28 protein-coding genes are annotated in these 23,512 nt (G+C 74.9%); 22 read left to right on the plus strand and 6 right to left on the minus strand.

All coding sequences use genetic code 11. The features are described from left to right. Positions 1–34 precede the first annotated feature (34 nt). Positions 35–1,279, plus strand: a complete 1,245-nt coding sequence (gene hemW / locus FHL80_RS09105) for a radical SAM family heme chaperone HemW (RefSeq protein ID WP_138733108.1) — start codon at positions 35–37, stop codon at positions 1,277–1,279. 57 nt (positions 1,280–1,336) lie between these two features. On the opposite strand, the gene recQ is transcribed toward hemW, so the two are convergent. After that, complete coding sequence (gene recQ, locus FHL80_RS09110; RefSeq protein WP_216870551.1) at positions 1,337–3,202, minus strand: DNA helicase RecQ; 1,866 nt, start codon at positions 3,200–3,202, stop codon at positions 1,337–1,339. Positions 3,203–3,307: 105 nt separating this feature from the next. Between recQ and FHL80_RS09115 the strand changes: the two genes are divergently transcribed. The 4 genes from FHL80_RS09115 to FHL80_RS09130 are packed head-to-tail and all read left to right on the plus strand — an operon-like array spanning position 3,308 to position 6,728. Then, a complete protein-coding gene (locus tag FHL80_RS09115) occupies positions 3,308–4,216 on the plus strand; it encodes an ATP-binding cassette domain-containing protein (RefSeq protein ID WP_138733109.1) in 909 nt (302 codons plus the stop codon). Beyond that, entirely contained in the window at positions 4,213–4,959 is a 747-nt protein-coding gene (locus tag FHL80_RS09120; protein WP_138733110.1) for an ABC transporter permease, read from the plus strand. The genes FHL80_RS09115 and FHL80_RS09120 overlap by 4 nt, the downstream gene beginning before the upstream one ends. 36 nt (positions 4,960–4,995) lie before the next feature. Continuing rightward, positions 4,996–6,123, plus strand: a complete 1,128-nt coding sequence (locus FHL80_RS09125) for a sensor histidine kinase (protein WP_138733111.1) — start codon at positions 4,996–4,998, stop codon at positions 6,121–6,123. Further along, positions 6,120–6,728, plus strand: coding sequence for a response regulator transcription factor (locus tag FHL80_RS09130; RefSeq protein WP_138733112.1), 609 nt, complete (start codon positions 6,120–6,122; stop codon positions 6,726–6,728). The genes FHL80_RS09125 and FHL80_RS09130 overlap by 4 nt, the downstream gene beginning before the upstream one ends. Before the next feature lie 60 nt (positions 6,729–6,788). Here FHL80_RS09130 and FHL80_RS27205 read toward each other — a convergent pair whose 3' ends face one another. After that, the gene (locus tag FHL80_RS27205; RefSeq protein ID WP_439331088.1) at positions 6,789–7,316 is read right to left on the minus strand and encodes a type II toxin-antitoxin system VapB family antitoxin; all 528 of its coding nucleotides are present in this window, start codon (positions 7,314–7,316) and stop codon (positions 6,789–6,791) included. Between the two features lie 48 nt (positions 7,317–7,364). On the opposite strand from FHL80_RS27205, the gene hrcA reads away from it, so the two are divergent. The 11 genes from hrcA (at position 7,365) to FHL80_RS09190 (ending at position 17,451) form a co-directional block, all read left to right on the plus strand. Continuing rightward, positions 7,365–8,387, plus strand: coding sequence for a heat-inducible transcriptional repressor HrcA (gene hrcA / locus FHL80_RS09140; RefSeq protein ID WP_138733114.1), 1,023 nt, complete (start codon positions 7,365–7,367; stop codon positions 8,385–8,387). 15 nt (positions 8,388–8,402) lie between these two features. Continuing rightward, positions 8,403–9,542 carry a molecular chaperone DnaJ gene (dnaJ, locus tag FHL80_RS09145; RefSeq protein ID WP_138733115.1) on the plus strand — a complete coding sequence of 380 codons (1,140 nt, stop codon included), beginning with the start codon at positions 8,403–8,405 and terminating at the stop codon, positions 9,540–9,542. Continuing rightward, positions 9,539–10,300 carry a 16S rRNA (uracil(1498)-N(3))-methyltransferase gene (locus tag FHL80_RS09150; RefSeq protein WP_138733116.1) on the plus strand — a complete coding sequence of 254 codons (762 nt, stop codon included), beginning with the start codon at positions 9,539–9,541 and terminating at the stop codon, positions 10,298–10,300. Before dnaJ ends, FHL80_RS09150 begins: the two co-directional genes overlap by 4 nt. Positions 10,301–10,384: 84 nt before the next feature. After that, positions 10,385–10,756: a histidine triad nucleotide-binding protein gene (locus tag FHL80_RS09155; RefSeq protein WP_138733117.1), complete on the plus strand. Its 372-nt coding sequence runs from the start codon at positions 10,385–10,387 to the stop codon at positions 10,754–10,756. A gap of 63 nt (positions 10,757–10,819) precedes the next feature. Continuing rightward, positions 10,820–12,259 carry a sensor domain-containing diguanylate cyclase gene (locus FHL80_RS09160; protein ID WP_138733118.1) on the plus strand — a complete coding sequence of 480 codons (1,440 nt, stop codon included), beginning with the start codon at positions 10,820–10,822 and terminating at the stop codon, positions 12,257–12,259. A 92-nt stretch (positions 12,260–12,351) separates the two neighbouring features. After that, on the plus strand, positions 12,352–13,485 hold the full coding sequence (locus FHL80_RS09165) for a PhoH family protein (RefSeq protein ID WP_216870552.1): 1,134 nt from the start codon (positions 12,352–12,354) through the stop codon (positions 13,483–13,485). A 5-nt stretch (positions 13,486–13,490) separates the two neighbouring features. Beyond that, positions 13,491–14,018: an rRNA maturation RNase YbeY gene (gene ybeY / locus FHL80_RS09170; RefSeq protein WP_138733119.1), complete on the plus strand. Its 528-nt coding sequence runs from the start codon at positions 13,491–13,493 to the stop codon at positions 14,016–14,018. After that, a complete protein-coding gene (locus FHL80_RS09175) occupies positions 14,015–15,361 on the plus strand; it encodes a hemolysin family protein (protein ID WP_138733120.1) in 1,347 nt (448 codons plus the stop codon). Before ybeY ends, FHL80_RS09175 begins: the two co-directional genes overlap by 4 nt. A gap of 6 nt (positions 15,362–15,367) precedes the next feature. Then, complete coding sequence (locus FHL80_RS09180) at positions 15,368–15,709, plus strand: cytidine deaminase-like protein (RefSeq protein ID WP_138733121.1); 342 nt, start codon at positions 15,368–15,370, stop codon at positions 15,707–15,709. A 54-nt stretch (positions 15,710–15,763) separates the two neighbouring features. Beyond that, positions 15,764–16,795: a sensor histidine kinase gene (locus tag FHL80_RS09185; protein WP_138733122.1), complete on the plus strand. Its 1,032-nt coding sequence runs from the start codon at positions 15,764–15,766 to the stop codon at positions 16,793–16,795. Next, entirely contained in the window at positions 16,792–17,451 is a 660-nt protein-coding gene (locus tag FHL80_RS09190) for a response regulator transcription factor (RefSeq protein WP_138733123.1), read from the plus strand. The genes FHL80_RS09185 and FHL80_RS09190 overlap by 4 nt, the downstream gene beginning before the upstream one ends. Here the strand turns inward: FHL80_RS09190 and FHL80_RS09195 are convergent. After that, positions 17,448–18,047, minus strand: a complete 600-nt coding sequence (locus tag FHL80_RS09195; protein ID WP_138733124.1) for a hypothetical protein — start codon at positions 18,045–18,047, stop codon at positions 17,448–17,450. The genes FHL80_RS09190 and FHL80_RS09195 overlap by 4 nt on opposite strands. 69 nt (positions 18,048–18,116) lie before the next feature. Here FHL80_RS09195 and era point away from each other — a divergent pair, with 69 nt between their 5' ends. The 3 genes from era to FHL80_RS09210 are packed head-to-tail and all read left to right on the plus strand — an operon-like array spanning position 18,117 to position 20,544. After that, positions 18,117–19,034: a GTPase Era gene (era, locus tag FHL80_RS09200; protein ID WP_138733125.1), complete on the plus strand. Its 918-nt coding sequence runs from the start codon at positions 18,117–18,119 to the stop codon at positions 19,032–19,034. Positions 19,035–19,036: 2 nt separating this feature from the next. Continuing rightward, positions 19,037–19,783, plus strand: a complete 747-nt coding sequence (recO, locus tag FHL80_RS09205) for a DNA repair protein RecO (RefSeq protein WP_138733126.1) — start codon at positions 19,037–19,039, stop codon at positions 19,781–19,783. Continuing rightward, on the plus strand, positions 19,780–20,544 hold the full coding sequence (locus FHL80_RS09210; RefSeq protein ID WP_216870553.1) for an isoprenyl transferase: 765 nt from the start codon (positions 19,780–19,782) through the stop codon (positions 20,542–20,544). The genes recO and FHL80_RS09210 overlap by 4 nt, the downstream gene beginning before the upstream one ends. Before the next feature lie 4 nt (positions 20,545–20,548). Here the strand turns inward: FHL80_RS09210 and FHL80_RS09215 are convergent, their stop codons facing one another. The 3 genes from FHL80_RS09215 to FHL80_RS09225 all read right to left on the minus strand — a co-directional run bounded on the left by FHL80_RS09215 (position 20,549) and on the right by FHL80_RS09225 (position 21,997). Next, a complete protein-coding gene (locus tag FHL80_RS09215; RefSeq protein ID WP_138733128.1) occupies positions 20,549–21,205 on the minus strand; it encodes a hypothetical protein in 657 nt (218 codons plus the stop codon). Positions 21,206–21,269: 64 nt separating this feature from the next. Beyond that, entirely contained in the window at positions 21,270–21,659 is a 390-nt protein-coding gene (locus FHL80_RS09220; RefSeq protein WP_138733129.1) for a Fur family transcriptional regulator, read from the minus strand. Continuing rightward, positions 21,659–21,997 (minus strand): ArsR/SmtB family transcription factor, encoded by a 339-nt coding sequence (locus FHL80_RS09225; protein ID WP_138733130.1) that lies wholly within the window; start codon positions 21,995–21,997, stop codon positions 21,659–21,661. Before FHL80_RS09225 ends, FHL80_RS09220 begins: the two co-directional genes overlap by 1 nt. A gap of 68 nt (positions 21,998–22,065) precedes the next feature. On the opposite strand from FHL80_RS09225, the gene FHL80_RS25355 reads away from it, so the two are divergent. Genes FHL80_RS25355 through FHL80_RS09235 form a run of 3 tightly spaced genes read left to right on the plus strand, consistent with a single transcriptional unit; the run spans position 22,066 to position 23,437 of the window. Then, on the plus strand, positions 22,066–22,341 hold the full coding sequence (locus FHL80_RS25355; RefSeq protein WP_216870554.1) for an antibiotic biosynthesis monooxygenase: 276 nt from the start codon (positions 22,066–22,068) through the stop codon (positions 22,339–22,341). Beyond that, complete coding sequence (locus FHL80_RS09230) at positions 22,338–23,093, plus strand: sulfite exporter TauE/SafE family protein (RefSeq protein ID WP_216870555.1); 756 nt, start codon at positions 22,338–22,340, stop codon at positions 23,091–23,093. The genes FHL80_RS25355 and FHL80_RS09230 overlap by 4 nt, the downstream gene beginning before the upstream one ends. Before the next feature lie 53 nt (positions 23,094–23,146). Further along, entirely contained in the window at positions 23,147–23,437 is a 291-nt protein-coding gene (locus tag FHL80_RS09235) for a hypothetical protein (protein ID WP_138733132.1), read from the plus strand. The last annotated feature ends 75 nt before the right edge of the window (positions 23,438–23,512 follow it).

Genomic DNA, 23,512 nt, shown 5'->3' on the forward strand with positions numbered 1-23,512 from the left:
TCACTTGCCGGGGGCGGTCACACTGGGAGCAGCGATGACGACCACGACGACCCAGACCCTCCCTCTCCTCGGCCAGACCCCGGCCCTCCCGGCCGGCCCCTCGATGCTGCCGGCGTCGGCCCGGGACGGCCTGCGGACGACGCCGTTCGGCCTGTACGTGCACGTGCCGTTCTGCGCCACCCGCTGCGGCTACTGCGACTTCAACACCTACACCTCCGACGAGCTGGGCCCCGGCGCCAACCGCAGCGAGTACGCCGGCACCGCGATCGCCGAGCTGCGGCTGGCCGCCGACGTGCTCGGACCCGACCGGCCCGAGGTGCAGACCGTGTTCGTCGGCGGCGGCACCCCGACCCTGCTGCCGGCGCACGACCTGGTGGCCGTGCTGGACGCCGTCCGCGAGCTGTTCCCGGTCGCGCCCGACGTGGAGGTGACCACCGAGGCCAACCCCGAGTCGGTCACCCCGGAGTCGCTGGCCGTGCTGCGGGCCGGCGGCTTCACCAGGATCAGCCTGGGCATGCAGTCCGCCGCTGAGCACGTGCTCGCCGTGCTGGACCGCCGGCACACCCCGGGCCGGGCGGTCCAGGCCGCGCACGAAACCCGCGCCGCCGGCTTCGAGCACGTCAACCTGGACCTGATCTACGGAGCCCCGGGGGAGACCGACGCCGACTGGCAGGCCTCGATCGAGGCGGTCCTGGCCGCACCCGTCGACCACGTCAGCGCCTACGCGCTGATCGTCGAGCACGGCACCCGGCTGGCCCGCCGGGTCGCCCGCGGCGAGCTGCCGATGCCGGACGACGACGTGCTGGCCGACCGGTACGAGCAGGCCGACCGGGCCTTCGGCGGGGCCGGGCTCGGCTGGTACGAGGTGTCGAACTGGGCGCGGGACCGGGCCGCCCGCTGCCGGCACAACGAGCTGTACTGGGCCAACGCGAACTGGTGGGGGATCGGGCCGGGCGCGCACTCGCACGTCGGTGGCCTGCGCTGGTGGAACGTCAAGCACCCGGCCGCCTACGCCGACCGCCTCGCGGCCGGGGCGCACCCGGCCGCCGACACCGAGCTGCTCACCCCGGCCGACCAGGCGCTGGAGCGGGTGATGCTCGGGCTGCGGCTGCGCGACGGTCTGCCGCTGGACGCGCTCAGCGACGCGGGGCGGGCGCGGGCCGCGGAGTCCGTCGTCCGGGGGCTGCTGGAGGCCGGGCCGCACGCCGCCGGCCGCGCCGTCCTCACCGACCGCGGCCGGCTGCTCGCCGACGCGGTGATCCGCGACCTCACCGACTGAGGAAGGACCCCGTCTCCCTCACCCCTCGCAGGCTCGGGGCGAGCCTCGGGACGGGGCCTAGGCGTGCAGGGCGGCCAGGAGCGACTCGCCGTAGCGCTCCAGCTTGGCCGCGCCGACGCCGCTGACGGTGCCCAGGGCCGCCAGGGTGGCCGGTTCCTCGGTGGCGATCTGCCGCAGCGTCGCGTCGTGGAAGACCACGTAGGCGGGCACGCCCTGCTCCGTGGCCGTCGCGGCCCGCCAGGCCCGCAGCCGCTCGAAGGCGCCGGCGGCCGAGGCGGGCAGCTCCGGGCCGGCCGCCCGGTCGGCCCGCGCAGCCCGCGCGGACCGGCCGGCGCGGGCCGGGCGGTCGGGGTCGCGGCGCATCAGCACGGTCCGCTCCCGGCGCAGCACCGGCCCGCTGGCCTCGCTGAGCGCCAGGGTGCCGTACTCGCCCTGCACCGACAGCAGGCCCTGGGCCAGCAGCTGCCGCGCGACGCCGCGCCACTGGCCCTCGGACAGGTCGGTCCCGATGCCGAAGACGGTCAGCTGGTCGTGGGCGTGCTGGACGACCTTGTCGGTGCGCCTGCCCAGCAGGATGTCGATCGACTGGCCGGCCCCGAACGACTGGCCTCGCTCCCGCTGCAGGCGCAGCACCGTGGACAGCAGCTTCTGCGCCGGGACGGTGGCGTCCCAGGACTCCGGCGGGGTCAGGCACGTGTCGCAGTTCCCGCAGGACGAGCTCTCCTGCCCGAAGTGGGCCAGCAGCCGCACCCGCCGGCAGTCGACGGTCTCGCACAGCGCCAGCATCGCGTCGAGCTGGGCGGACAGCACCCGGCGGTGCGCCGCGTCGCCGTCGGAGGTCTGGATCATCTTGCGCTGCTGGACGACGTCGGCGAGCCCGTAGGCCAGCCACGCGGTGGAGGGCAGGCCGTCCCGGCCGGCCCGGCCGGTCTCCTGGTAGTAGCCCTCGACCGACTTGGGCAGGTCCAGGTGGGCCACGAAGCGGACGTCGGGCTTGTCGATGCCCATGCCGAAGGCGATGGTCGCCACCATCACCAGGCCGTCCTCGCGCAGGAACCGGGACTGGTTCCGCGCGCGGGTCTGCTGGTCGAGCCCCGCGTGGTAGGGCAGCGCGGGGACGCCCTGGCCCACCAGGAACTCCGCGGTCTTCTCGACCGATGCCCGGGACAGGCAGTAGACGATGCCGGCGTCGCCGGGGTGCTCGGTGCGCAGCAGGTCCAGCAGCTGCTTGTGCGGCGAGTCCTTCGGCGCGATCCGGTACTGGATGTTCGGCCGGTCGAACCCGGCCACCACGTGCAGGGCGTCGTCGAGCTGCAGCCGGGTGCTGATCTCGGTGTGCGTGGCCGGGGTGGCCGTGGCCGTCAGGGCGATCCGGGGGACGTCGGGCCAGCGCTCGTGCAGCATCGACAGGGCCAGGTAGTCGGGCCGGAAGTCGTGGCCCCACTGGGCGACGCAGTGCGCCTCGTCGATGGCGAACAGCGCGATCCGGCCGCGCTCCAACAGCCGGGCGGTGGGCGAGGAGCCGGCGCCGAGTGACTCCGGGGCGATGTAGAGCAGGTCGAGCTCCTCGGCCAGGAACGCCTGCTCGACCGCCTGGCGCTCGTCGCGTTCCTGGCTGGAGTTGAGGAACCCGGCCCGCACGCCCAGGGCCCGCAGCGCGTCGACCTGGTCCTGCATGAGCGCGATCAGCGGGGAGACGACCACGCCCACGCCCTCGCGCAGCAGCGCCGGCACCTGGTAGCACAGCGACTTGCCGCCGCCGGTGGGCATGAGCACCAGCGCGTCACCGCCGGCGACGACGTGGTCCACCACCTCGCGCTGCGGTCCGCGGAAGGCGTCGTAGCCGAACACCCGCGCCAGCACCTCGAGCGCGGGGTCGGCCGGCGCGGTGGTCGGCAGCACCGGGGCCTCGGTCACGTCCACAACGCGAGCGTAGGCGGGCCGGGGTGTCGTCGTCTGACATCCGTCAGACCTTGTGGAGGACGTCCGGCACTCCCGCCGTCACCGGCCCGGCGACAGGCTGGCCGCATGCCCGACACCCCCGCCCTCGACGTCGAGGGGCTGACCGTCCGCTACGGCGACACCGTGGCCGTCGACGCGCTCGACCTGCGCATCCCGCGCGGTGAGACCGTCGCCCTGCTCGGCGCCAACGGTGCCGGCAAGTCCTCCACCCTCAACGCCGCCCTCGGCCTGTTCCGGCCGGCGGCAGGGAGGGTGCGGCTGCTCGGCCGGGAGCCGGGCGAGGCGATCCGGGCCGGCGGCGTGGGCGCGATGCTGCAGCACGGCGGCCTGCCCGGTGAGACCCGGGTCGGTGAGGTGCTGACCCTGGTCCGCCGGCGCTACGCCGACCCCTGGCCGGTCGAGGACCTGCTCACCACCGCCGGCATCGAGGGGCTGCTCGGGCGGCAGGTCGACGCCCTGTCCGGCGGCCAGCGGCAGCGGGTGCTGCTGGCGCTCGCGCTGGCCGGGGCCCCGCCGCTGCTCGTCCTGGACGAGCCCACCTCGGCGATGGACGTCGAGGGGCGGCAGGTGTTCTGGACGACGATGCGCGGCCTGGCCGCCCGCGGGCACACCGTCGTCTTCGCCACCCACCACCTCGACGAGGCCGACGCGGTCGCCGACCGGGTCGTGGTCGTCGACGCCGGGCGGGTGGTGGCTGACGGCTCCGCCGCCGGGATCAAGTCGCGCGTCGCCGGCCGCACGGTCCGGTTCCGCTGCCCTGGGCCGCGCGCGGGTCTCACCGCCCTGCCCGGGGTGACGGCGGTGGGCGGGGTGGGTGAGCTGGTCGAGCTGGCCACCTCCGACGCCGAGGGCACGCTGCGGGCCCTGCTGGCCGAACGGGCCGAGCTCCCCGGCCTCGAGGTGCGCGGCGCCACTCTCGAGCAGGCGTTCCTGCACCTGACCACCCGGCCCACCGACGAGCGGAGTGCCCGGTGACCGACCTGCTGCTCTTCCAGCTCCGCCGGGTGGGCCGCAACCGGCAGTACGTCTTCTTCACCATCGTGCTGCCGGCGCTGTTCACCATCCTGTTCACCCAGGTGTTCGGGGCGCAGGCCACCACAGCCGGTGGGCAGCAGGACTACGGTCGGCTGTACGTGGTCTCGATGATGGCCTACGGCGCCATCGGCGCGGCCCTGGGCGCGACCATCCGGCTGGCCTTCGACCGGTCCACCGGCTGGCTGCGCCAGCTGCGGGTGGTCCCCGTACCGCCGGGCACGGCGCTCGCCGTCGACGTGGCGGTGGGCGCGCTGCTCGTGCTGCCCAGCCTGGTCGTGGTCGCGCTGGTCGGCCGGTTCGTCAACGGCGTGGACCTGGGCCTGGGCAGCTGGCTGGGGCTGGTCGCGGTGCTGTGGGCCGGCTCGGTCGTCTTCGTCGCGCTCGGCATCGCGCTGGGCACGGCGCTGGACTCGCAGGCGGCGGGCGCGGCCACGGGCATCCTCGGCACGGCCCTCGCGGCCCTCGGTGGGCTGTGGTGGCCGGTCGACATCCTGCCGAGCGCGCTGGTCACGGTGGCGCACGCGACGCCCTCCTACTGGTACGCGCAGCTGGGCCGAGACGTCGTCGCCGGCCACGCCCCCTCTGTCCCGACGGTGCTGGTGCTCCTCGCCTTCGCTGCCGTCTTCTCGGCCGCCGCCCTGGTGGTGTCCCGGCGGCGCCCGCTGCACGCGGTCGCCGGCTGAGCCGCGGACGCCGTGCCGAGCGATAGCGTCCGACCGGTGGACAGGGCGAGCCGGTGGGGACAGGCGATCTGGGCGGTGCCGTGGCTGCTGTTCCAGGTCTTCCCGATCGCCGACATCGTCACCACCGACCGCCCGGCCGCGGCGCGCTGGGTCGCCGCCGCGGGCCTGCTCGCCTTCACCGTCGTCTACCTGAACGTGATGGGCCAGCTCGGCCGGCCCCGGCCCCGGGCGCTGCGAGCGGACTTCGCCCTGATGGTGGCCCTCGCCGTCGCGCTGGCGGTGGGCTTCGGCGCCGACTGGGCCGGGCTGATGATCTACGTGTCGGCGGCCACCGCCGCCACCCTGCCGCGCCGGTGGGTGTGGCCGGCGGTGCTCGCCGCGGCCGTCTTCTGCGCCGCCGTGATCGTCGTCGACGACGCGCCGGGGCTGCTGTTCCTCCCGCCCATCTGCCTGCTCACCGCCTTCGCCGTCCAGGGCACCGGTCACCTCATCTCGTTGAACCGGGAGCTGCAGGAGGCCCGCGAGGAGCTGGCCCGCAGCGCGGTCGCCGAGGAGCGGATGCGCTTCGCCCGCGACCTGCACGACCTGCTGGGCCACTCGCTGTCGCTGATCGCCCTGAAGAGCGAGCTGGCCCGCCGGCTGGCCGAGGTCGACCCGCCGCGCGCACGGCAGGAGATGGCCGACGTCGAGGAGGCGGCCCGCCGGGCGCTGGCCGAGGTGCGGGACGCCGTCAGCGGGTACCGCCAGGTCAGCTTCGCCCAGGCGCTCGCCGAGGCCCGCGCCGCGCTCAGCGGGGCCGGCGTCACCGTCCGGCTGCCGGACGCGGTGCCGGTGCTCCCCGGCGGGGTGGACGCCGCGCTGGGCTGGGTGGTGCGGGAGGCGACGACGAACGTGCTGCGGCACAGCGGCGCGGCGCGGGTGACCGTCGAGCTGACCGAGGACGGCGTCCGGGCGGTGCTCACGGTCACCGACGACGGCGCCGGCACCGGGGAGCGGCTGACCGTGCTGGGCAGCTCCGGGGCCGGGCTCGCCGGGCTGCGGGAGCGGGTGGCGGCGCTGGGCGGGGAGCTCGCGGCCGGTCCGGTCGACGGCGGCGGCTACCGGGTGCGCGCCGAGGTGCCGCTGCTGCCGGCTGGGCTGACCGTGGGGAGGGCGCCGACGTGACGATCCGGGTGCTGCTGGCCGAGGACCAGACCCTGGTGCGGGGGGCGCTGCGGGCGCTGCTGGACCTCGAGGGCGACATCGAGGTGGTGGCCGAGGTGGGCCGCGGCGACCTGGTGCTGGCCGCCGCCCGCGAGCACCGGCCGGACGTCGCGCTGCTGGACATCGAGATGCCCGGCAAGGACGGGCTGGAGGCGGCCCGCGAGCTCGCGGCCGAGCTCCCCGGCGTCCGGGCCGTCGTGCTGACCACCTTCGGCCGGCCGGGGTTCCTCCGCCGGGCGATGGAGGTGGGCGCGGCGGGCTTCCTGGTCAAGGACTCGCCGGTCGCCGAGCTGGCCCGGGCCATCCGGGCGGTGGTGGCGGGGGAGCGGGTGATCGACCGGGACCTCGCCGCCGCGGCGCTGGCGCTGGGCGCGACTCCGCTGTCGGCGCGGGAGGCCGACGTGCTGCGGGCGGCGGCGGACGGGGCGACCGTCGCCGACATCGCCGGCCGGCTGTTCCTCTCGGAGGGGACGGTGCGGAACTACCTGTCCTCGGCGATCGGCAAGACCGGGGCGCGCACCCGGGTCGAGGCGGCGCGGGTGGCCCAGGACAAGGGCTGGCTCTGAAAGGACCCCCTTGCCCCCCACCCCTCGCTCCGCTCGGGGCGGGACCCTGCAAGGGGGCCGTCAGCGCACGTCGGCGGCAACGTCCTGGTCGGCGAGCATCAGCGCGTCGAGGTCGAGGACCCGCACGTGGATGACGTTGCGCTGCTGCAGGGCCGCGCGCAGCGCGCGGTGCACGCCGTCCTCCAGGTACATCTCGCCGTGCCACTGCACCGCGTGCGGGAAGAGGTCGCCGTAGAACGTCGAGTCGTCGGCCAGCAGCGCGTCCAGGGCCAGCTCGCGCTTGGTGGTCGTGAGGGTGTCCAACCGGATCTGCCGGGGCGGGATCATCGCCCAGTCGCGGGTGGAGAAGCCGTGGTCGGGGTACGGCCGACCGTCCCGCACCGCCTTGAAGATCAGGGCTGGTCCTCCCGGTTCACCGGACCAAGCTGCCCGAGGTCCGTCGACACGAACCACCCTAGTGTCATTCCCCGACGGCCTGCGACGGCTGCGGGCCCGGTGTCGATCCCACCGGGGGCCGACCCGACCACCTCGGTCCAGCGAGCCGGAGGACGGCACGGGCCGCCGGTCGTATGCTGGCACTCGGTCCACCTGAGTGCCAGGAAGGGGCTCGTCGAACCGGTACGGGAGGTGTCAGCCGTGGCGCACGACGACCGGCGCCTGCAGGTGCTGCGGGCGATCGTCCAGGACTACGTCTCCACCAACGACCCGGTGGGCAGCAAGGCCCTGGCCGCGCGCTACGACCTGGGCGTCTCACCAGCGACGATCCGCAACGACATGGCGGTGCTGGAGGAGGAGGGGTACATCACCCAGCCGCACACCAGCGCCGGCCGGGTGCCCACCGACAAGGGCTACCGCTTCTTCGTCGACCGGCTGTCGGCGGTCAAGCCGCTCTCGGTCGCCGAGCGCAAGGCCATCGAGCGCTTCCTCGACGGTGCGGTCGACCTGCACGACGTGCTGGGCCGCAGCGTCCGGTTGCTCGCCCAGCTGACCCGCCAGGTCGCCGTCGTGCAGTACCCGACGTTGTCGCGCAGCGCCGTCCGGCACCTGGAACTGGTGCCGCTGGCCGCGCACCGGCTGCTGATGGTGCTGATCACCGACACCGGCCGGGTCGAGCAGCGGGTCGTCGAGGTCCCGGTCGAGACCGACGCCGAGACCGTCGCCGAGCTGCGCTCCCTGCTCAACGCCGCCTTCGCCGGCGCGAAGCTCGCCGAGGCCAGCGACAAGGTCGGCGACCTGGTCGACAGCGCACCGCCGCAGCTGCGCGCGCTGGTCGCCGGGGTCAGCGCCACCCTGCTGGAGACCCTCGTCGAGCCCTCGGAGGACCGGCTGGTGATCGGCGGGACGGCGAACCTCGCCCGCGGCAGCGCGCTGGACTTCCCGCACACCGTCCGGCCGTTGTTGGAGGCGTTGGAAGAACAGGTCGTGGTCCTGCGGTTGATGGCCGAGGTGGGACCGAGCACCGTGACGGTGAGCATCGGCGAGGAGAACGAGCACGAGGCGCTCACCGGTGCCTCCTTCGTCTCCGTCGGGTACGGGTCGGGCGACCAGGCGCTCGGCGGGCTCGGCGTCGTCGGCCCCACCCGGATGGACTACGCAGGCAACATCGCCGCGGTACGAGCCGTGGCGCGCTACGTCGGCCAGTTGCTGGCCGAGAGCTGAGGACGAGAACGCTCGATGGCAACCGACTACTACGGCGTGCTGGGCCTCCAGCCCGGAGCCAGTGACGCCGACATCAAGCGCGCCTATCGCAAGATGGCGCGCGACCTGCACCCCGACGTCAACCCCGACGAGGGGGCGAAGGAGCAGTTCCAGCAGGTCAGCCGTGCCTACGAGGCGCTGACCGACCCGGAGAAGCGCCGGATCATCGACCTCGGCGGCGACCCGTACGAGACCGGTCGCGGCGGTGCCGGCAGCCCCTTCGGCGCCGGCGCGGGCTTCGGTGGTCTCGGCGACATCATGGACGCCTTCTTCGGCGGCGCCGCCGGTGCCCGTGGGCCCCGCAGCCGCACCCGGGAGGGTGAGGACGCCCTCATCCGGGTCGACCTCGACCTCGACGAGACGGTCTTCGGGACGACGACCGAGATCACCGTGGACACCGCGGTGCTCTGCGACGTCTGCACCGGGGCCGGCACCGCGCCCGGCACCCACCCGACCACCTGCACGACCTGCAACGGCCGCGGCGAGGTGCAGAGCGTGCAGCGCTCCTTCCTCGGCCAGGTGATCGCCAGCCGGCCCTGCCCGACCTGCCAGGCCACCGGCCAGGTCATCCCCAACCCGTGCCCGCAGTGCGCCGGCGACGGCCGGGTGCGCGCCCGCCGCACCATCCCGGTCAAGATCCCGGCCGGGGTCGAGGACGGCATGCGGATCCGGCTGGCCGGCTACGGCGAGGTCGGCCCCGGCGGGGGTCCCGCCGGCGACCTGTACGTCGAGGTGCACGAGCGGCCGCACGACGTCTTCACCCGGGACGGCGAGGACCTGCACTGCCGGGTCACCCTGCCGATGACCGCCGCCGCGCTGGGCACCACCCTCAAGCTGGAGACGCTCGAGGGCCACGAGGACCTGACCATCAAGCCGGGCACCCAGTCGGGCAACGTGCTCACGCTCCGCGCGCACGGCGCCCCGCGGCTGCGCGGCACCGGCCGCGGCAACCTGCTCGTCCACCTCGACGTCACCACGCCCACCCGGCTCGACGAGCGCCAGCAGGAACTGCTCCGCGAGCTCGCCGGTCTGCGCGGGGAGGACCTCACCGAGGGCACCGGCGCCAACACCGGGGGCTTGTTCTCCCGGGTCCGCGACGCGTTCAACGGCCGATGAGCGACACCCCGTCCGGCATCCTGCAGGCCGACGGTGCGCCGCTGTTCCTGCTCGACGAGCTGCCGGCCGGTGACGTGCTCACCGTGGGCGGCGCCGAGGGCCGGCACGCCGTGGACGTGCTGCGGCTGGCCGTCGGTGAGCGGGTGCGGGTCGCCGACGGCCGCGGCGTCGTCGTCGAGGGCTCGGTGCTCGGCGCGGAGTCGGCGACGCTGCAGGTCCAGGTGCTGGCCCGGCACGACGTCCCGGCGCCGTCCCCGGCGTTCGTGCTGGTCCAGGCGCTGCCGAAGGGCGACCGCGGGCCGCTCGCGGTCGACCTGGCCACCGAGCTCGGCGTCGACCGGGTCGTCCCGTGGACCGCGGCCCGCTGCGTGACCCGGTGGCGCGAGGACCGGATCGACAGGGGGCTGGCCAAGTGGCGCTCCGCCGCCCGCGCGGCCAGCAAGCAGGCGCGCCGTCCGCGGGTGCCCGAGGTCACCGAGCCGATGAGCACCCGCCAGGTGTGCGGGATGCTCGCCGACGTCGACCTGGCGCTGGTCCTGCACGAGCAGGCGCGCCAGCCGTTCGCCGCGATCGACGTCCCGACGGCCGGCACCATCGCGGTGATCGTCGGGCCCGAGGGCGGGCTCACCGACGGCGAGGTCGTGGCCTTCCGCGCGGCCGGCGCGCAGTCGGTCCGGCTGGGTGCGGAGGTGCTCCGCACCTCGACCGCCGGCGCAGCGGTGCTGGCCGCGCTGAACGCCCGTACCCGCTGGCGGTGACCGGGCCGGCATCCCGACGATGCCGCGGGTGACCTCGCCGGCGGACCCCTCCTCCGTCGACCTGCGCGTCCTAGAGTCGGCGGCATGAGCGAGCCGCCGAGCGACTGCCTGTTCTGCCGCATGGTCACCGGGGAGATCCGGCCGGACGTCGTCCGGGAGACCGACCGCACGCTCGCCTTCCGCGACATCAACCCGCAGGCGCCCACCCACGTGCTGGTCGTGCCGCGGGAGCACCACGCCACGCTCGGCGCGCTGGCCGCAGCGGACCCCGGGCTCACCGCCGAGCTGGTCGCCGCCGCGCACGCCGTCGCGGTGCAGGAGGGGCTGGTCACCGCCGAGGGCGCGGAGCCGGGCTACCGGCTGGTCGCGAACACCGGCCCGCAGGCCGGGCAGACGGTGCACCACGTGCACCTGCACGTGCTCGGCGGGCGCGGGCTGGGCTGGCCGCCGGGCTGAGCGCCCCACTCCCCCGGGGGAGACGGGCTGCTCCCGACGACGTCGCCCGCCGATGTCCCCGGGGTGACCGCTCCCCGTCCTGGCCCTGCCGCCGCGTCCCTGCGTGCCCGGCAGGCGGCGGTCGTCGCCGGCCTGGGTCTGCCCGACCTCGCCGTGGAGGCCGAGCTCGGCACGATCGTCCGGCTCGCCGCGGCGCTGCTGGGGGCCCCGTGCGCGACGGTCAACGTCCTGGACGACGCGCAGCAGTGCCAGCTGGCCACGCACGGTTTCGTCGGCGGCCCCTCGCCCCGCGGGGAGTCGCTCTGCGAGCAGACCCGACAGCTCACCGAGGACGTCTTCGCCAGCGCGGACCTGCGCGTCGACGACCGGTTCCGGGACAACCCCTGGGTCGACGGTCGGTACGGCCGGGTCCGCGGCTACGTCGGCGCGCCGTTGCGGGTCGAGCAGGTCGTCATCGGCACGCTGTGCGTCTTCGACCCGGAGCCGCACGCCTTCAGCCCGCTGGACCTGCAGCGGCTGGCCGACCTCGCCGACGTCGTCGTCACGCTCCTCGAGCGCGACCGGCAGGCCCGGCGGGCCGAGGTGCTCGCCGCCGAGCTGGCCCGTGCGCACGCCTTCGACCGGGCGCTGCTGGACGCGCTGCCGGTCGGGGTGCTCGCCGTCGACGAGCAGGGACGGGTGCAGCAGTTCAACCAGGTCTGCCGCGACTGGCACGGCCCCGTCCGGCTCGGTGACCGGCTCGCACCGGCCGGCCAGGTCTTCGGCAGCCTGTTCGCCGCGGACGGCCGGACACCGCTGCGACCGCAGGACATGCCCTCGGCCCGCGCGCTCGGCGAGGGGCGGGTGCAGGACCTGGAGATCGTCGCCGCGCCGCCGTCCGGACCGGCGCGCCGGCTGTCGGTGACCGGCGCGGCGATCCACGACACCGACGGCGGGCTGCTCGGCGCCGTCGTGGCGCTGGCCGACGTGACCCGGCAGCGGGAGCTGGAGGACCGGCTGCGCGCCGAGGCGCTGCACGACCCGCTGACCGGGCTGCCCCACCGCGGGCTGCTGGTCGACCGGGTCGAGCACGGGCTGGTGACGACGGCTCGCACCGGGCTGCCGCTGGCCGTGCTCTTCTGCGACCTCGACGGGTTCAAGGCGGTCAACGACGAGCACGGCCACCTGGCCGGGGACCTCGTGCTGCGGGAGACCGCCCGCCGGCTGCAGAGCGTGCTGCGTCCCGGCGACACCGTCGGACGGCTGGGCGGGGACGAGTTCGTCGCGGTCTGCCCGGGGGTGCCGGGGGAGGCCGCGGTGACCGCGCTGGCCGCCCGCATCGTCGCGGCGGTCGGCACCCCGGTGGTCGTGGGGCAGGGCCCCGACGGGCCCGTCGAGGTGCGGGTCGGGGTGAGCGTGGGCGTCACGCTGTCCACCGGGGACGACGACGCCGACGCGGTGCTGGCCCGGGCCGACGAGGCGATGTACCGGGTCAAGCGGGAGCGGCACGCCGCGGTCCGCTGACCCGGTCCGGTCGAGGCGGGCCGAGCGGGCCCGGGCGCGAGTAGACTCGTCCGGGTCACAGCCCCGTCGCAGGAAGGCAGGGTCGAGCGTACTTGCCCGACACCGCACCAGACGCCGTCCCCGCCGCCCCCGGCGCGGCCACCCAACGTGAGCTCTCCGCGCGCGCTGCGGGAGCCGGCGTCCCGGACCCGCAGGCCGCACAGGCCGCCGTCCGCACCGCCATCACCGTCCCCGACAGCGTCTCCATGGTCGCCCTCCTGGGCCAGGCCGACGAGCTGCTCCGCCTGGTCGAGAGCGAGCTCAACGCCGACGTCCACGTCCGCGGCAACGAGATCTCGATCACCGGGCAGCCGGCCGACAACGCCTTCGCCGTCCGGGTCTTCGACGAGCTCATCGCCCTGCTCGCCACCGGTCAGACGCTGCGCCCGGACTCGGTGCGCCGGGTGGTCGGCATGCTCAAGGCCGGCGGCTCCGAGCGCCCGGCCGACGTCCTCAGCCTGGACATCATCAGCCGGCGTGGCCGCACCATCCGGCCCAAGACGCTGAACCAGAAGCGCTACGTCGACGCGATCGACCACAACAGCGTCGTGTTCGGCATCGGCCCGGCCGGTACCGGCAAGACCTACCTGGCGATGGCCAAGGCCGTGCAGGCGCTGCAGACCAAGCAGGTCAACCGGATCATCCTCACCCGGCCGGCGGTCGAGGCCGGCGAGCGGCTGGGCTTCCTGCCCGGCTCGCTGTCGGACAAGATCGACCCGTACCTGCGGCCGCTGTACGACGCGCTGCACGACATGGTCGACCCCGAGTCGATCCCGCGGCTGATGGCGGCGGGCACCATCGAGGTCGCCCCGCTGGCCTACATGCGCGGCCGCACGCTCAACGACGCGTTCGTCATCCTCGACGAGGCGCAGAACACCACCGCCGAGCAGATGAAGATGTTCCTCACCCGGCTCGGCTTCGGCTCGAAGATGGTCGTCACCGGCGACGTCACCCAGGTCGACCTGCCCGGTGGCGCGCAGAGCGGGCTGCGGATCGTGCGGGAGATCCTCGACGGCATCGACGACGTGCACTTCAGCACGTTGACCAGCACCGACGTCGTCCGGCACCGGCTGGTCGGGGACATCGTCGACGCCTACGAGCGCTTCGACGCCACCCGGCAGCCCTCCGCCACCGGCCCGGCCCGCGCCACCCGGCCGGCCCGGCCCACCCGGCAGCAGGGGAGCTGAGCGGCGTGCCCGTCGAGGTCGCCAACGAGTCCGAGATCGCCGTCGACGAGCAGGCGCTGGCCGGTGTCTGCCGGTACGTGCTCGACTCCCTGGACGTCAGCCCGCTCGCCGAGCTGTCGGTGCTGTGCGTCGACGTCGACTACATGGCCAGCCTGCACGAGCGGTGGATGGGCGAGAAGGGCCCGACCGACGTGCTGGCCTTCCCGATGGACGAGCTGGACACCGCCCGCCCCGACGACCCGGACCCCGGTCCGGCGCTGCTCGGTGACGTGGTGCTCTGCCCGGCCGTCGCGGTCCGCCAGGCCCGCGCCGCCGGCCACTCGATGGCCGACGAGCTGCTCCTGCTCGCCACCCACGGCGTGCTCCACCTCCTCGGGTACGACCACATGGAGCCCGACGAGGAGAAGGAGATGTTCGGCCTGCAGTCCTCGCTGCTCGAGGGCTTCCGCTCCACCCCGCGGGAGGCGGTCACCGGCGAGCCGGTGACCAGCGCGCCGCTCGCCGCCGAACCGGTGGAGCCGGGGACGCGATGAGCGCGACCGCGATCGTCCTGCTGGTGATCGCCGTCGCCCTGGTGCTGGTCGCCGGCGTCTTCGCCGCGCTCGACGCCGCGCTGCAACGACTGAGCAAGGCGCGCGTCGACGAGCTCCGCCGCGACGGGGCCAAGCGCGCCGGGGCGCTGTCCGTGGTGATGCAGGAGCGCGCGCGGCACGTCGCGCTGCTGCTCCTGCTCCGGATCGCCTGCGAGACCGCGGCGACCGTGCTCGTCGCGCTGGTCGTCTACCGGCTCGTCGACGGGTTGGCCGTCGCCTCGCTCACCGCGATCGCGGTGATGACCGTGGTCAGCTACGTGCTCATCGGCGTCGGCCCCCGCACCGTCGGGCGGCAGCACGCCTACGCGGTCGCGATGGCGGCGGCGCCGCTGATCCGGCTGCTGGGACGCGTGCTCGGGCCGATCGCGACGCTGCTGATCCTGGTCGGCAACGCGATCACCCCGGGGCGCGGTTACCGCGACGGCCCGTTCAGCAGCGAGGTGGAGCTGCGCGAGCTGGTCGACATGGCCGAGGAGCGCGGCGTCGTCGAGGCCGGCGAGCGCAACATGATCCACGGGGTCTTCGAGCTCGGTGACACCATCGCCCGCGAGGTCATGGTGCCCCGGCCCGACGTGGTCTGGATCGAGCGCGGCAAGACGCTGCGCCAGGCGCTGGCGCTGTGCCTGCGCAGCGGGTTCAGCCGGCTGCCGGTGATCGGCGAGAACGTCGACGACATCACCGGCGTGGTGTTCATGAAGGACCTGGTGCGGCGCTCGCAGGGCTCCTCGGACTCCCGGGCCAGCGAGCCGCGGGTCGAGGACCTGATGCGCCCGGCCACCTTCGTGCCGGAGTCCAAGCCGGTCGACGAGCTGCTCCGCGAGATGCAGGCCTCGCGCACCCACATGGCCGTCGTCGTCGACGAGTACGGCGGCTTCGCCGGCCTGGTGACGATCGAGGACATCCTCGAGGAGATCGTCGGCGAGATCGACGACGAGCACGACGCCGTGCAGCGGCCCCCGGTCGAGGAGCTGCCCGACGGGTCGGTGCGGATCACCGCGCGGCTGCCGGTCGAGGACCTCGCCGACCTGTTCAAGGTCGAGCTGCCCGAGGACGACGGCGTCGAGACCGTCGGCGGGCTGCTCGCCCGCGAGCTGGGCCTGGTGCCGATCGAGGGGTCCGAGGCGGTGGTCGGCGGGCTCCGGCTGGTCGCCGAGAGCACCGGCGGTCGGCGCAACCAGATCGACACGATCCTGGTCTGCCGCGTGCCCGAGGCAGGAACCGACGACGAGGCCGCCCCCGACCATCCCGCCCGGGAGCGTGAGCACGCCGCCGTGGAAGGCTGACGCCTCGTGACCGCCGCAGAGCTGGACCCCGAGGACGCCAAGCTGATCACCCTGGCCCGCTCGGCCCGCGGCCGGACCGGCGCCGCGGAGGGTGCTGCGGTGCGGGACACCGACGGCCGCACCTACCTGGCGGCGACGGTCTCCCTCGCGTCGCTGCAGCTGTCGGCCCTGCAGGCCGCGGTCGCGGCCGCGGTGTCCAGCGGGGTGCAGGGCCTGGAGGCCGCCGCCGTGGTGAGCAGCGCCGAGTCGGTGGAGCCGGCCGGGCTGGCCGCCGTGCACGACCTGACCCCGTCCGCGCCGGTCCTGCTCGCCGGCCCGGACGGGGCGGTCCGCACCACCGCCGTGTGATCCACCCGACACGTCCAGGCAACGGGACGGGGTCGTCCCCCTTATCGTGCGCGCATGACCCCAGACGACCGGGACGCGGAGGTCGACGCCGCCGTGGTCGCGGCCTTCGTCGCCCGGGTGGCCGAGGTCGCCCCCCGGCTCGCCGGCGACGACGCCGTCCGGGCCGAGCTCGGCGGGCGGGCGGCCGCCGTCCTCCGGGTCGTGCACGCCCGGCTGCGCGGGATGCCGATGCCGGCGACCCCGGCCGGCCCGGACGTCGGCGGGGCCCGGGCCCGGACCGGGGTGCACCCCGCCGAGTCGCTGCGCGCGGCCGGCCTGCTGTTCCGCGAGGCGCTGCCGCCGCTGGCCGCCGCCCACCCGGAGCTGCCCGCCGAGCGGGTCGCCGTCGTCCTGCACGAGGTCATCGACACCCTGGTGCTGCCGGCTGCGGTGTCCTACGTCGACGTCCTGCTGGCCCGGCTCAGCGACGCCAACCGGGACGAGCGCCGGCGGGTCGCCCGCGACCTGCACGACTCCACCAGCCACGGCATCGGCGCCGCGATGCAGGGCGTCGACCTGGCCCTGCACCTGCTCGCCAGCGGCAGGACCCCGGACGTCGACCGGCTGCGCACCACCCGCCAGGTGCTGCTGGACACGCTCAACGAGGTGCGCAGCATGGCCACCCGGCTGCGCGACGTCGTCGGGCCGCGCAGCCTGGGCCAGGCGCTGCAGGAGTACCTGGACTTCGCCGTCCCGGCCGGCCGCGAGGTCTCGTTCACCGACGCCGGCGAGCACGCGCACCCGCTGCCCGCCCACGTGAAGGAGGAGAGCTACCTGATCATCCGGGAGGCGGTCCGCAACTCGCTGCTGCACGCCGCCGGCGCCACCCGGCTGGAGGTGGACGTCGAGGTGGCCGAGGGACGGCTGCGGGCGACGGTGGCCGACGACGGGTCGGGGTTCGACCCGTCCGCGGTCGACGGCAGCCGCACCGTCGGCCTGGCGTCGATGCAGGAACGCGCGGAGGGGCTGGGCGGGAGCGTGCTGCTGCAGGCCGGGCCGGGCGGGGTCCGGCTGGCGCTGACCGTGCCGTTGCCGGTGGCGGCATGACCGGCGCGCCGCCGCCCCTGCGGGTGGTCCTCGTCGACGACCACCGGCTCTTCCGGGAGAGCCTGGGCGCGCTGCTCGCCGTGCACGAGGGCATCGAGGTGGTCGCCGAGGGCGCCGACGGGGAGGACGCCGTCCGGCTCACCCGCGAGCACCGCCCGGACGTCGTCCTGCTCGACGTGGAGATGCCCGGGCAGTCGGTGCTCACCTCGCTGGTGGAGATCCGCAGCGCCTCACCCTCGACCCGGATCGTCGTGCTGACCATGCACGAGAACACGACGCTGGCCCGCCAGCTGCTGCTGCGCGGCGCCTCCGCCTACCTGGTCAAGACGATCGGGCACCACGAGCTGGTCTCGACGATCCGGGCCAGCACCGAGGCGGCCCCCGACATGGTGACCCTGGCGGTCTCCCGAGGCGGGCTGGCCGGGCTGGCGGCCTCGGGCGCCTCGGTGCTGTCGGCCCGCGAGCTCGAGGTGCTCACCCTGGTCTCCCGGGCGCGGTCGAACCAGGCGATCGCCAGCGAGCTGCAGATCAGCGAGGGCACGGTGAAGCGGCACCTGAGCAACATCAACAACAAGCTGGGGTCGACGTCCCGGCTGGACGCCGTCCGCCGGGCCGCCCGTGCCCGGCTGCTGACCCCGGGGCTCGGGGAGGACTAGCGGGGCAGCGGCCGGCCGAGGGCGTCGGCCACGGCGGCCGGGTCGCGCACCCAGACGGTGAAGGCCTGCTCGGTGAGCCCGTCGGCGTCCAGGTGCCGCACGCTGACCCGGCGCCGCCCGGGCCACCAGCCGCCCCGCGCCTTCGGCGTCGGCCAGCCCTGCGGAGCGCGGCCCCGGACCACCTCGGACACCAGCACCAGCGGGACGACGCCGAAGGACGACACCTGCCGCAGCCCGGCGATGTCGGTCGAGACGGCGTGGTCGCCGATGGTGAACCGGCCGGTCGCGCCGAGCAGGACGACGACCGCCAGCCCGATCGCCAGGGGCGCCTCGTCGGCGGCGGCGGTCCCGCCGTCGCGCCAGCCCAGGAAGGCCAGCCAGACCACCACGGCGAGCACGGTCACCGCCACCACCCACGGGCGCGCCGGGTCGTACTGCCAGTACCGCAGCGGGCGCGGGGTGACCGTGACGTGCCGCTTGGGGCCGCGCCGGGCGAGGTAGCCGTAGCTGGTCACCTGGCGGACGTGCCGCTCCCGGTCGAGCACCGCCCGGACCACCAGCGGCTCACCGTCCTCACGTCGGGACCGGGCAGGCATGCGGCCATGGTCCCAGGTGGCCGCCCGGGTGCGGCCGCGGTGTCGGTACCGGGTGGGAGACTGGACGGCGTGACCCTCCCCGATCAGCCGCCGTACCGCAGCGGCTTCGCCTGCCTGGTCGGCCGGCCCAACGCCGGCAAGACCACGCTGACGAACGCCCTGGTGGGGGAGAAGGTCGGCATCGTCAGCAACCGTCCCCAGACCACCCGGCACGCCATCCGCGGGGTGGTGCACCGCCCGGCCGGCCAGCTGGTGCTGGTCGACACCCCCGGGCTGCACAAGCCCAAGAGCCTGCTGGGCCAGCGGCTGAACGACGTGGTCCGCGACACCCTGGCCGACGTCGACGTCATCGTGTTCTGCATCCCCGCCGACCAGCCGGTCGGGTCCGGTGACGCGTTCATCGCCCGGCAGCTCAAGGCCGTGTCCACGCCGATCGTCGTCGTCGTCACCAAGACCGACGCGGCGAGCAAGAAGGCGATCACCGAGCAGCTGGTGGCCGCCAGCCAGCTCGTCGACGCCCGGGAGGTCGTGCCGGTCAGCGCGGTCTCCGGTGACCAGGTCGGCCTGCTGGAGGACCTGCTGATCGGGCTGCTGCCCGAGGGCCCGGCGCTGTACCCCGAGGAGCAGACCACTGACGAGGACGTCGAGCGGCAGCTCGCCGAGCTGGTCCGCGAGGCCGCGCTGGAGAAGGTCCGCCAGGAGGTCCCGCACTCCCTCGCCGTCAGCATCGAGGAGGTCGTCCGCAAGCCCGACCCGCGCGACCCGGAGGCCGTCTTCACCGAGGTGCACGCGCTGCTGCACGTCGAGCGCGCCAGCCAGAAGCCGATGCTGCTGGGCAAGGGCGGGCAGACGATCAAGGCGATCGGCAGCGAGGCGCGGGTGGGCATGGAGACGCTGCTGGGCGGCCGGGTGCACCTGGACCTGCACGTGACGGTGCTGGGCGAGTGGCAGGACGACCCGAAGAAGCTCAACAGGCTCGGGTACTGACCTTGTCCACGACCCCCCAGGCGCTGTACCGGGACGAGGGCGTCGTCCTGCGCACCCAGAAGCTCGGCGAGGCCGACCGGATCGTCACCGTGCTGACCCGGCGCACCGGCAAGGTGCGCGCGGTGGCCAAGGGCGTGCGCCGGACCAAGAGCAAGTTCGGTGCGCGGCTGGAGCCGTTCAGCCACGTCGACCTGCAGCTCTACACCGGGCGCAACCTCGACATCGTCAGCCAGGCCGAGTCGATCCGCGCCTACGGGCCGGCCGTGGTCGGCGACTACCGCGCCTACACCGCCGGCACCGCGGTGCTGGAGACCGCCGACCGGCTGACCGCGGAGGAGAAGGAGCCGTCGCTGCGGATGTTCCTGCTCGTCATCGGGGCGCTCCGCACGCTGGCCGAAGGGGAGAAGCCGGCGCCGCTGGTGCTCGACGCGTTCCTGCTACGGGCGATGTCGGTGGCCGGCTGGGAACCGGCGCTCGGCGACTGCGCCCGCTGCGGCGAGGCCGGCCCGCACCGGCACTTCTCCGTCCCGGCGGGGGGCACGGTGTGCCCGTCCTGCCGGCCCACCGGCTCGGCGATGCCGAGCCCGGTGACCATCGAACTCCTGGAGGCGCTGTTGTCCGGCGACTGGGGGCGGGCCGAGGCCAGCCTGGCCGTCAACCGCCGGGAGGGCAGCGGTCTGGTCGCGGCCCTGCTGCAGTGGCACCTGGAGCGCGGGCTCCGCTCGCTGCCGCTGGTGGACCGCGCGTGAGGCGCGAGGTCAAGGCGCCCAACCCGCACCCGTCCGGGGCCACGCCGCCGCCGATCCCGGCGGACAAGGTGCCGCACCACGTCGCGATCGTGATGGACGGCAACGGCCGCTGGGCCAACCAGCGCGGGCTGCCGCGCACAGCCGGGCACGAGGCGGGCGAGGCGTCGCTCTTCGACTGCGTCGAGGGCGCGATCGAGCTGGGCATCGGGGCGATCAGCGCCTACGCGTTCTCCACCGAGAACTGGCGGCGCAGCCCCGAGGAGGTCCGCTTCCTGATGGGCTTCAACCGCGACGTCATCCGCCGGCGCCGCGACGAGATGCACGAGCTCGGGGTGCGGGTGCGCTGGGCCGGTCGTCGTCCCAAGCTCTGGCGCAGCGTGATCAAGGAGCTGGAGATCGCCGAGGAGCTCACCCGGGACAACGACGTCCTGACCCTCACCATGTGCGTGAACTACGGCGGCCGGGCCGAGATCGCCGACGCAGCTGCGGCGATCGCCCGCGAGGTGGCGGCCGGTCGGATCAAGCCGGACAAGGTCGACGAGAAGACCGTGGCCCGGTTCCTCGACGAGCCGGACATGCCCGACGTCGATCTGTTCGTCCGCAGCTCCGGGGAGAACCGCACCAGCAACTTCCTGCTCTGGCAGTCGGCCTACGCCGAGCTGGTCTTCCTGGACACGCTCTGGCCGGACTTCGACCGCCGGCAGCTGTGGCAGGCCTGCGAGGAGTACGCGAGCCGGCAGCGCCGCTTCGGCAGCGCCTGACGAGTCAGCCACCGCCCAGTGGGGCACCGGACAGGTCGCAGGGAGGGTCGGCGCCGAAGGGCATGGTGCCGATCTGCTCGTCCACGGCGCGCATGGCCGTCGGGTCGATCCTGGCCACGCCACCGAAGGGGCGGTCGAGGTCGAGGATCACCAGCAGCGACGCCGTGAAGATGAGCGTGGTGACACCCAGGAGCGTCCAGCGCAGGCTCGGCCGGGTACCGCGGCTGGCGAAGGCGGCCGTGCACGCGACCGCGGCGGCGACCCGCGCATCGGCGTCACTGGAGATCGATGACGTGGCACGGGTCGCCTCCAGCGACGCCCACCCCGGCCCGGCGACGGCGCGGGCACAGCAGCGCAGCAGGCCGACCAGGTCGGGACCGGTCGGCGACGGGAGGAGCGCCGCCGCCACGGCTTCCGTCGCCACGGCGCCGGCCTCGTCGTCGGCGGCGTCGCTGGCGTCCTCGTACGAGGAGAACGTCTGGACGAGGACGAACGCCAGCACGAGGGCGACGAGGATGCGCACAGGGGCGAGCAGGTCGGTCAGCGGGATGCCTTCGGCGGTGTGCTGGCTCTCGGTTCCCGCGCGCCTGGCGAGGCGGTGGTGCGCCAGCAGCCCGAGCGCACCCGACAGCACGACAACGACGATGACCAAGACCGCCACAGCGGGACGGTACTGCCGAGTCCACCTGTGCCCGACGGTTCGCACCGCAGTGGTGCGACGTCTGCTAGGCCGTGTGGGCGCGGCACTCCGAGCAGGTGCCGACGATCTCCAGGGTGTGGCTGACGTCGGCAAAGCCGTGCTCACCGGCGACCCGGTCGGCCCACGCCTCCACCGTCGGCCCGGCCACCTCCACGGTGCGGCCGCACACCCGGCACACCAGGTGGTGGTGGTGCTGGGTGCTGCACCGGCGGTACAGCGCCTCGCCGGAGTCGGTGCGGATCGAGTCCAGCTCGCCGTCGTCGGCCAGCGCCTGGACGGCGCGGTAGACCGTCGACAACCCGACGCCGTCGCCCGCCGTGCGCAGCCGGGCGTGCACCTCCTGGGCGCTGTGGAAGCCGTCCAGGTCGTCGAACACCGCGGCGACAGCGGCGCGCTGGCGCGTGGGGCGGGCCATCAGGCCGTCGCCTCCGCCGGCCGACCGTGCCCGGCGTGGTCGATCGCGTCCCGCACGATGTGCGCCACGTGCGCGTCCACCAGCCGGTAGTCGACCTGCCGGTGCCGGCGCTCGCCGGTGACCAGCCCGGCCGCTCGCAGCACCCGCAGGTGCTGGGACACCAGCGGCTGCGGCACCCCCAGGGCGTCGACCAGCTGGTGCACGCAGCGCGAGCCGTGCTCGTCGAGCAGCGTCACGATCGACAGCCGCAGCGGCGAGGCGAGCGCGGTGAGCAGCTCGCTGGCCGCCTGCACGTCGCTCGGGACGGTCCGCGACGAGGAGGTCGCGGACGCCGGCATGGCACCATCGTCCGAGCGCATGAGAACCATTGTCAACCTCGCCGGTACCCGGCGGAGAGGGGCTCCCGGTGTTCGCCGTCACCCGCCTGCGCGTCCCGGCCGCCGACGTCCCGGCCGTCGTCTCCGCCGCCGCCGACCTGCTGGCCGCGCTGCGCGCCCGGCCCGGCTTCCGGGACGGCGAGCTGGGGCGCGCCGCCGACGACCCCGAGTTGTTCGCGCTGCACACCGCCTGGGACGGCGTCGGGTCCTACCGGCGGGCGCTGTCGGCGACCGAGGTGAAGATCGCCGGCGCGCCCGTGTGGCGGCACGCCCTCGACGAGCCCGGCGTCTACCTGCCCGGGTGACCCCGCTGCTGCTGGTCGCCGGCGGGGTCGTCGTCCTCGGCGCCAGCCTGCTCGGTGGCGTGACCGGCTTCGGCTTCTCGCTGGTGTGCACACCGGTGCTGCTGCTGATCGGCATGGAGCTGACCGACGTCGTCGTGGTCAACCTGGCGATCGGCCTGCTGACCCGGCTGGCGACCATCGCCCGGCTGCACCGGTCGGTGCACCGCCGCCGCGCCGCGGACCTGGTCGCCGGGTCGCTGCCCGGGCTGCTGATCGGCTACCTCGTGCGGGACGTGGTCGGCGGGGACGCGCTCAAGGTCACCGCGGGTGCCGTTGCCGTGGTGGTGGCCGGCTACCTGCTGCTGCGTCCCGCCGACCCGGCCCGGGCGGGCAGCGCCCGGGCGCCGCGGCTGGCCGCCGGGACCGCCGGTCTGCTCGGTGGCTTCCTGGGCATCACCACCTCGCTCAACGGCCCGCCGCCGGTGGTCCTGCTCGCCCGGCAGCAGGTCGCGCCCCGGCAGTTCGTGGCCGACCTGGCGGTGTACTTCATCGTCTGCAACGGGCTGGCGCTCGCGCTGATCGGGCTGGCCGGTGACGTCGAGATCGGCCGGGTCGGGGTGCTGCTGGCCTGCTGGCTGCCCGGTGGCCTGCTGGGCAACGCGCTGGGCAACAGCTGGGCCGCCCGGGTCCCGCAGGGTCCGTTCCGGCTGCTCACCCTGGGCCTGGTCGTGCTGACCGGGCTGGCCACCGTGGTCACCGCCCTCGTCGGCTGACGCCCCGGGGGCCATCCTGTACCGCAGACGGGGGACCGAGCCGGGGAGGCCGGATGCCGGACGTGGACCGGGACGACCGGGCGGGCACCTCCGACGTCGACGTGGTCGTCTGGGGCACCGCGGGCGCCGGCGCGCTCGCCGCCGTCACCATGCTGACCCTGCTGGTGTCCGGGCACGAGTCCGGCCGCGGCTTCCTGGCCGTGTTCGTCCTCCCGCTGCTGGCGCTGGTGGTCGTCGCGGCCGGCCGCCGGCTCGCCGCCGACCACGGGCCGGGCGAGGACGGTACCGCCGACGGGCCGGGACGGGACGACGGCGCTGCGGGACCGCTGCACGCCGGCGACTAACGTTGAGAGGTCACCCGCCGACCGCCAGCCGGATGGAGCCTCCGTGCCCAGCGAGACCCCCGCCCCCACCCGCAC

The organism is Modestobacter excelsi (genome assembly GCF_005930495.1).
Taxonomy (GTDB): domain Bacteria; phylum Actinomycetota; class Actinomycetes; order Mycobacteriales; family Geodermatophilaceae; genus Modestobacter; species Modestobacter excelsi.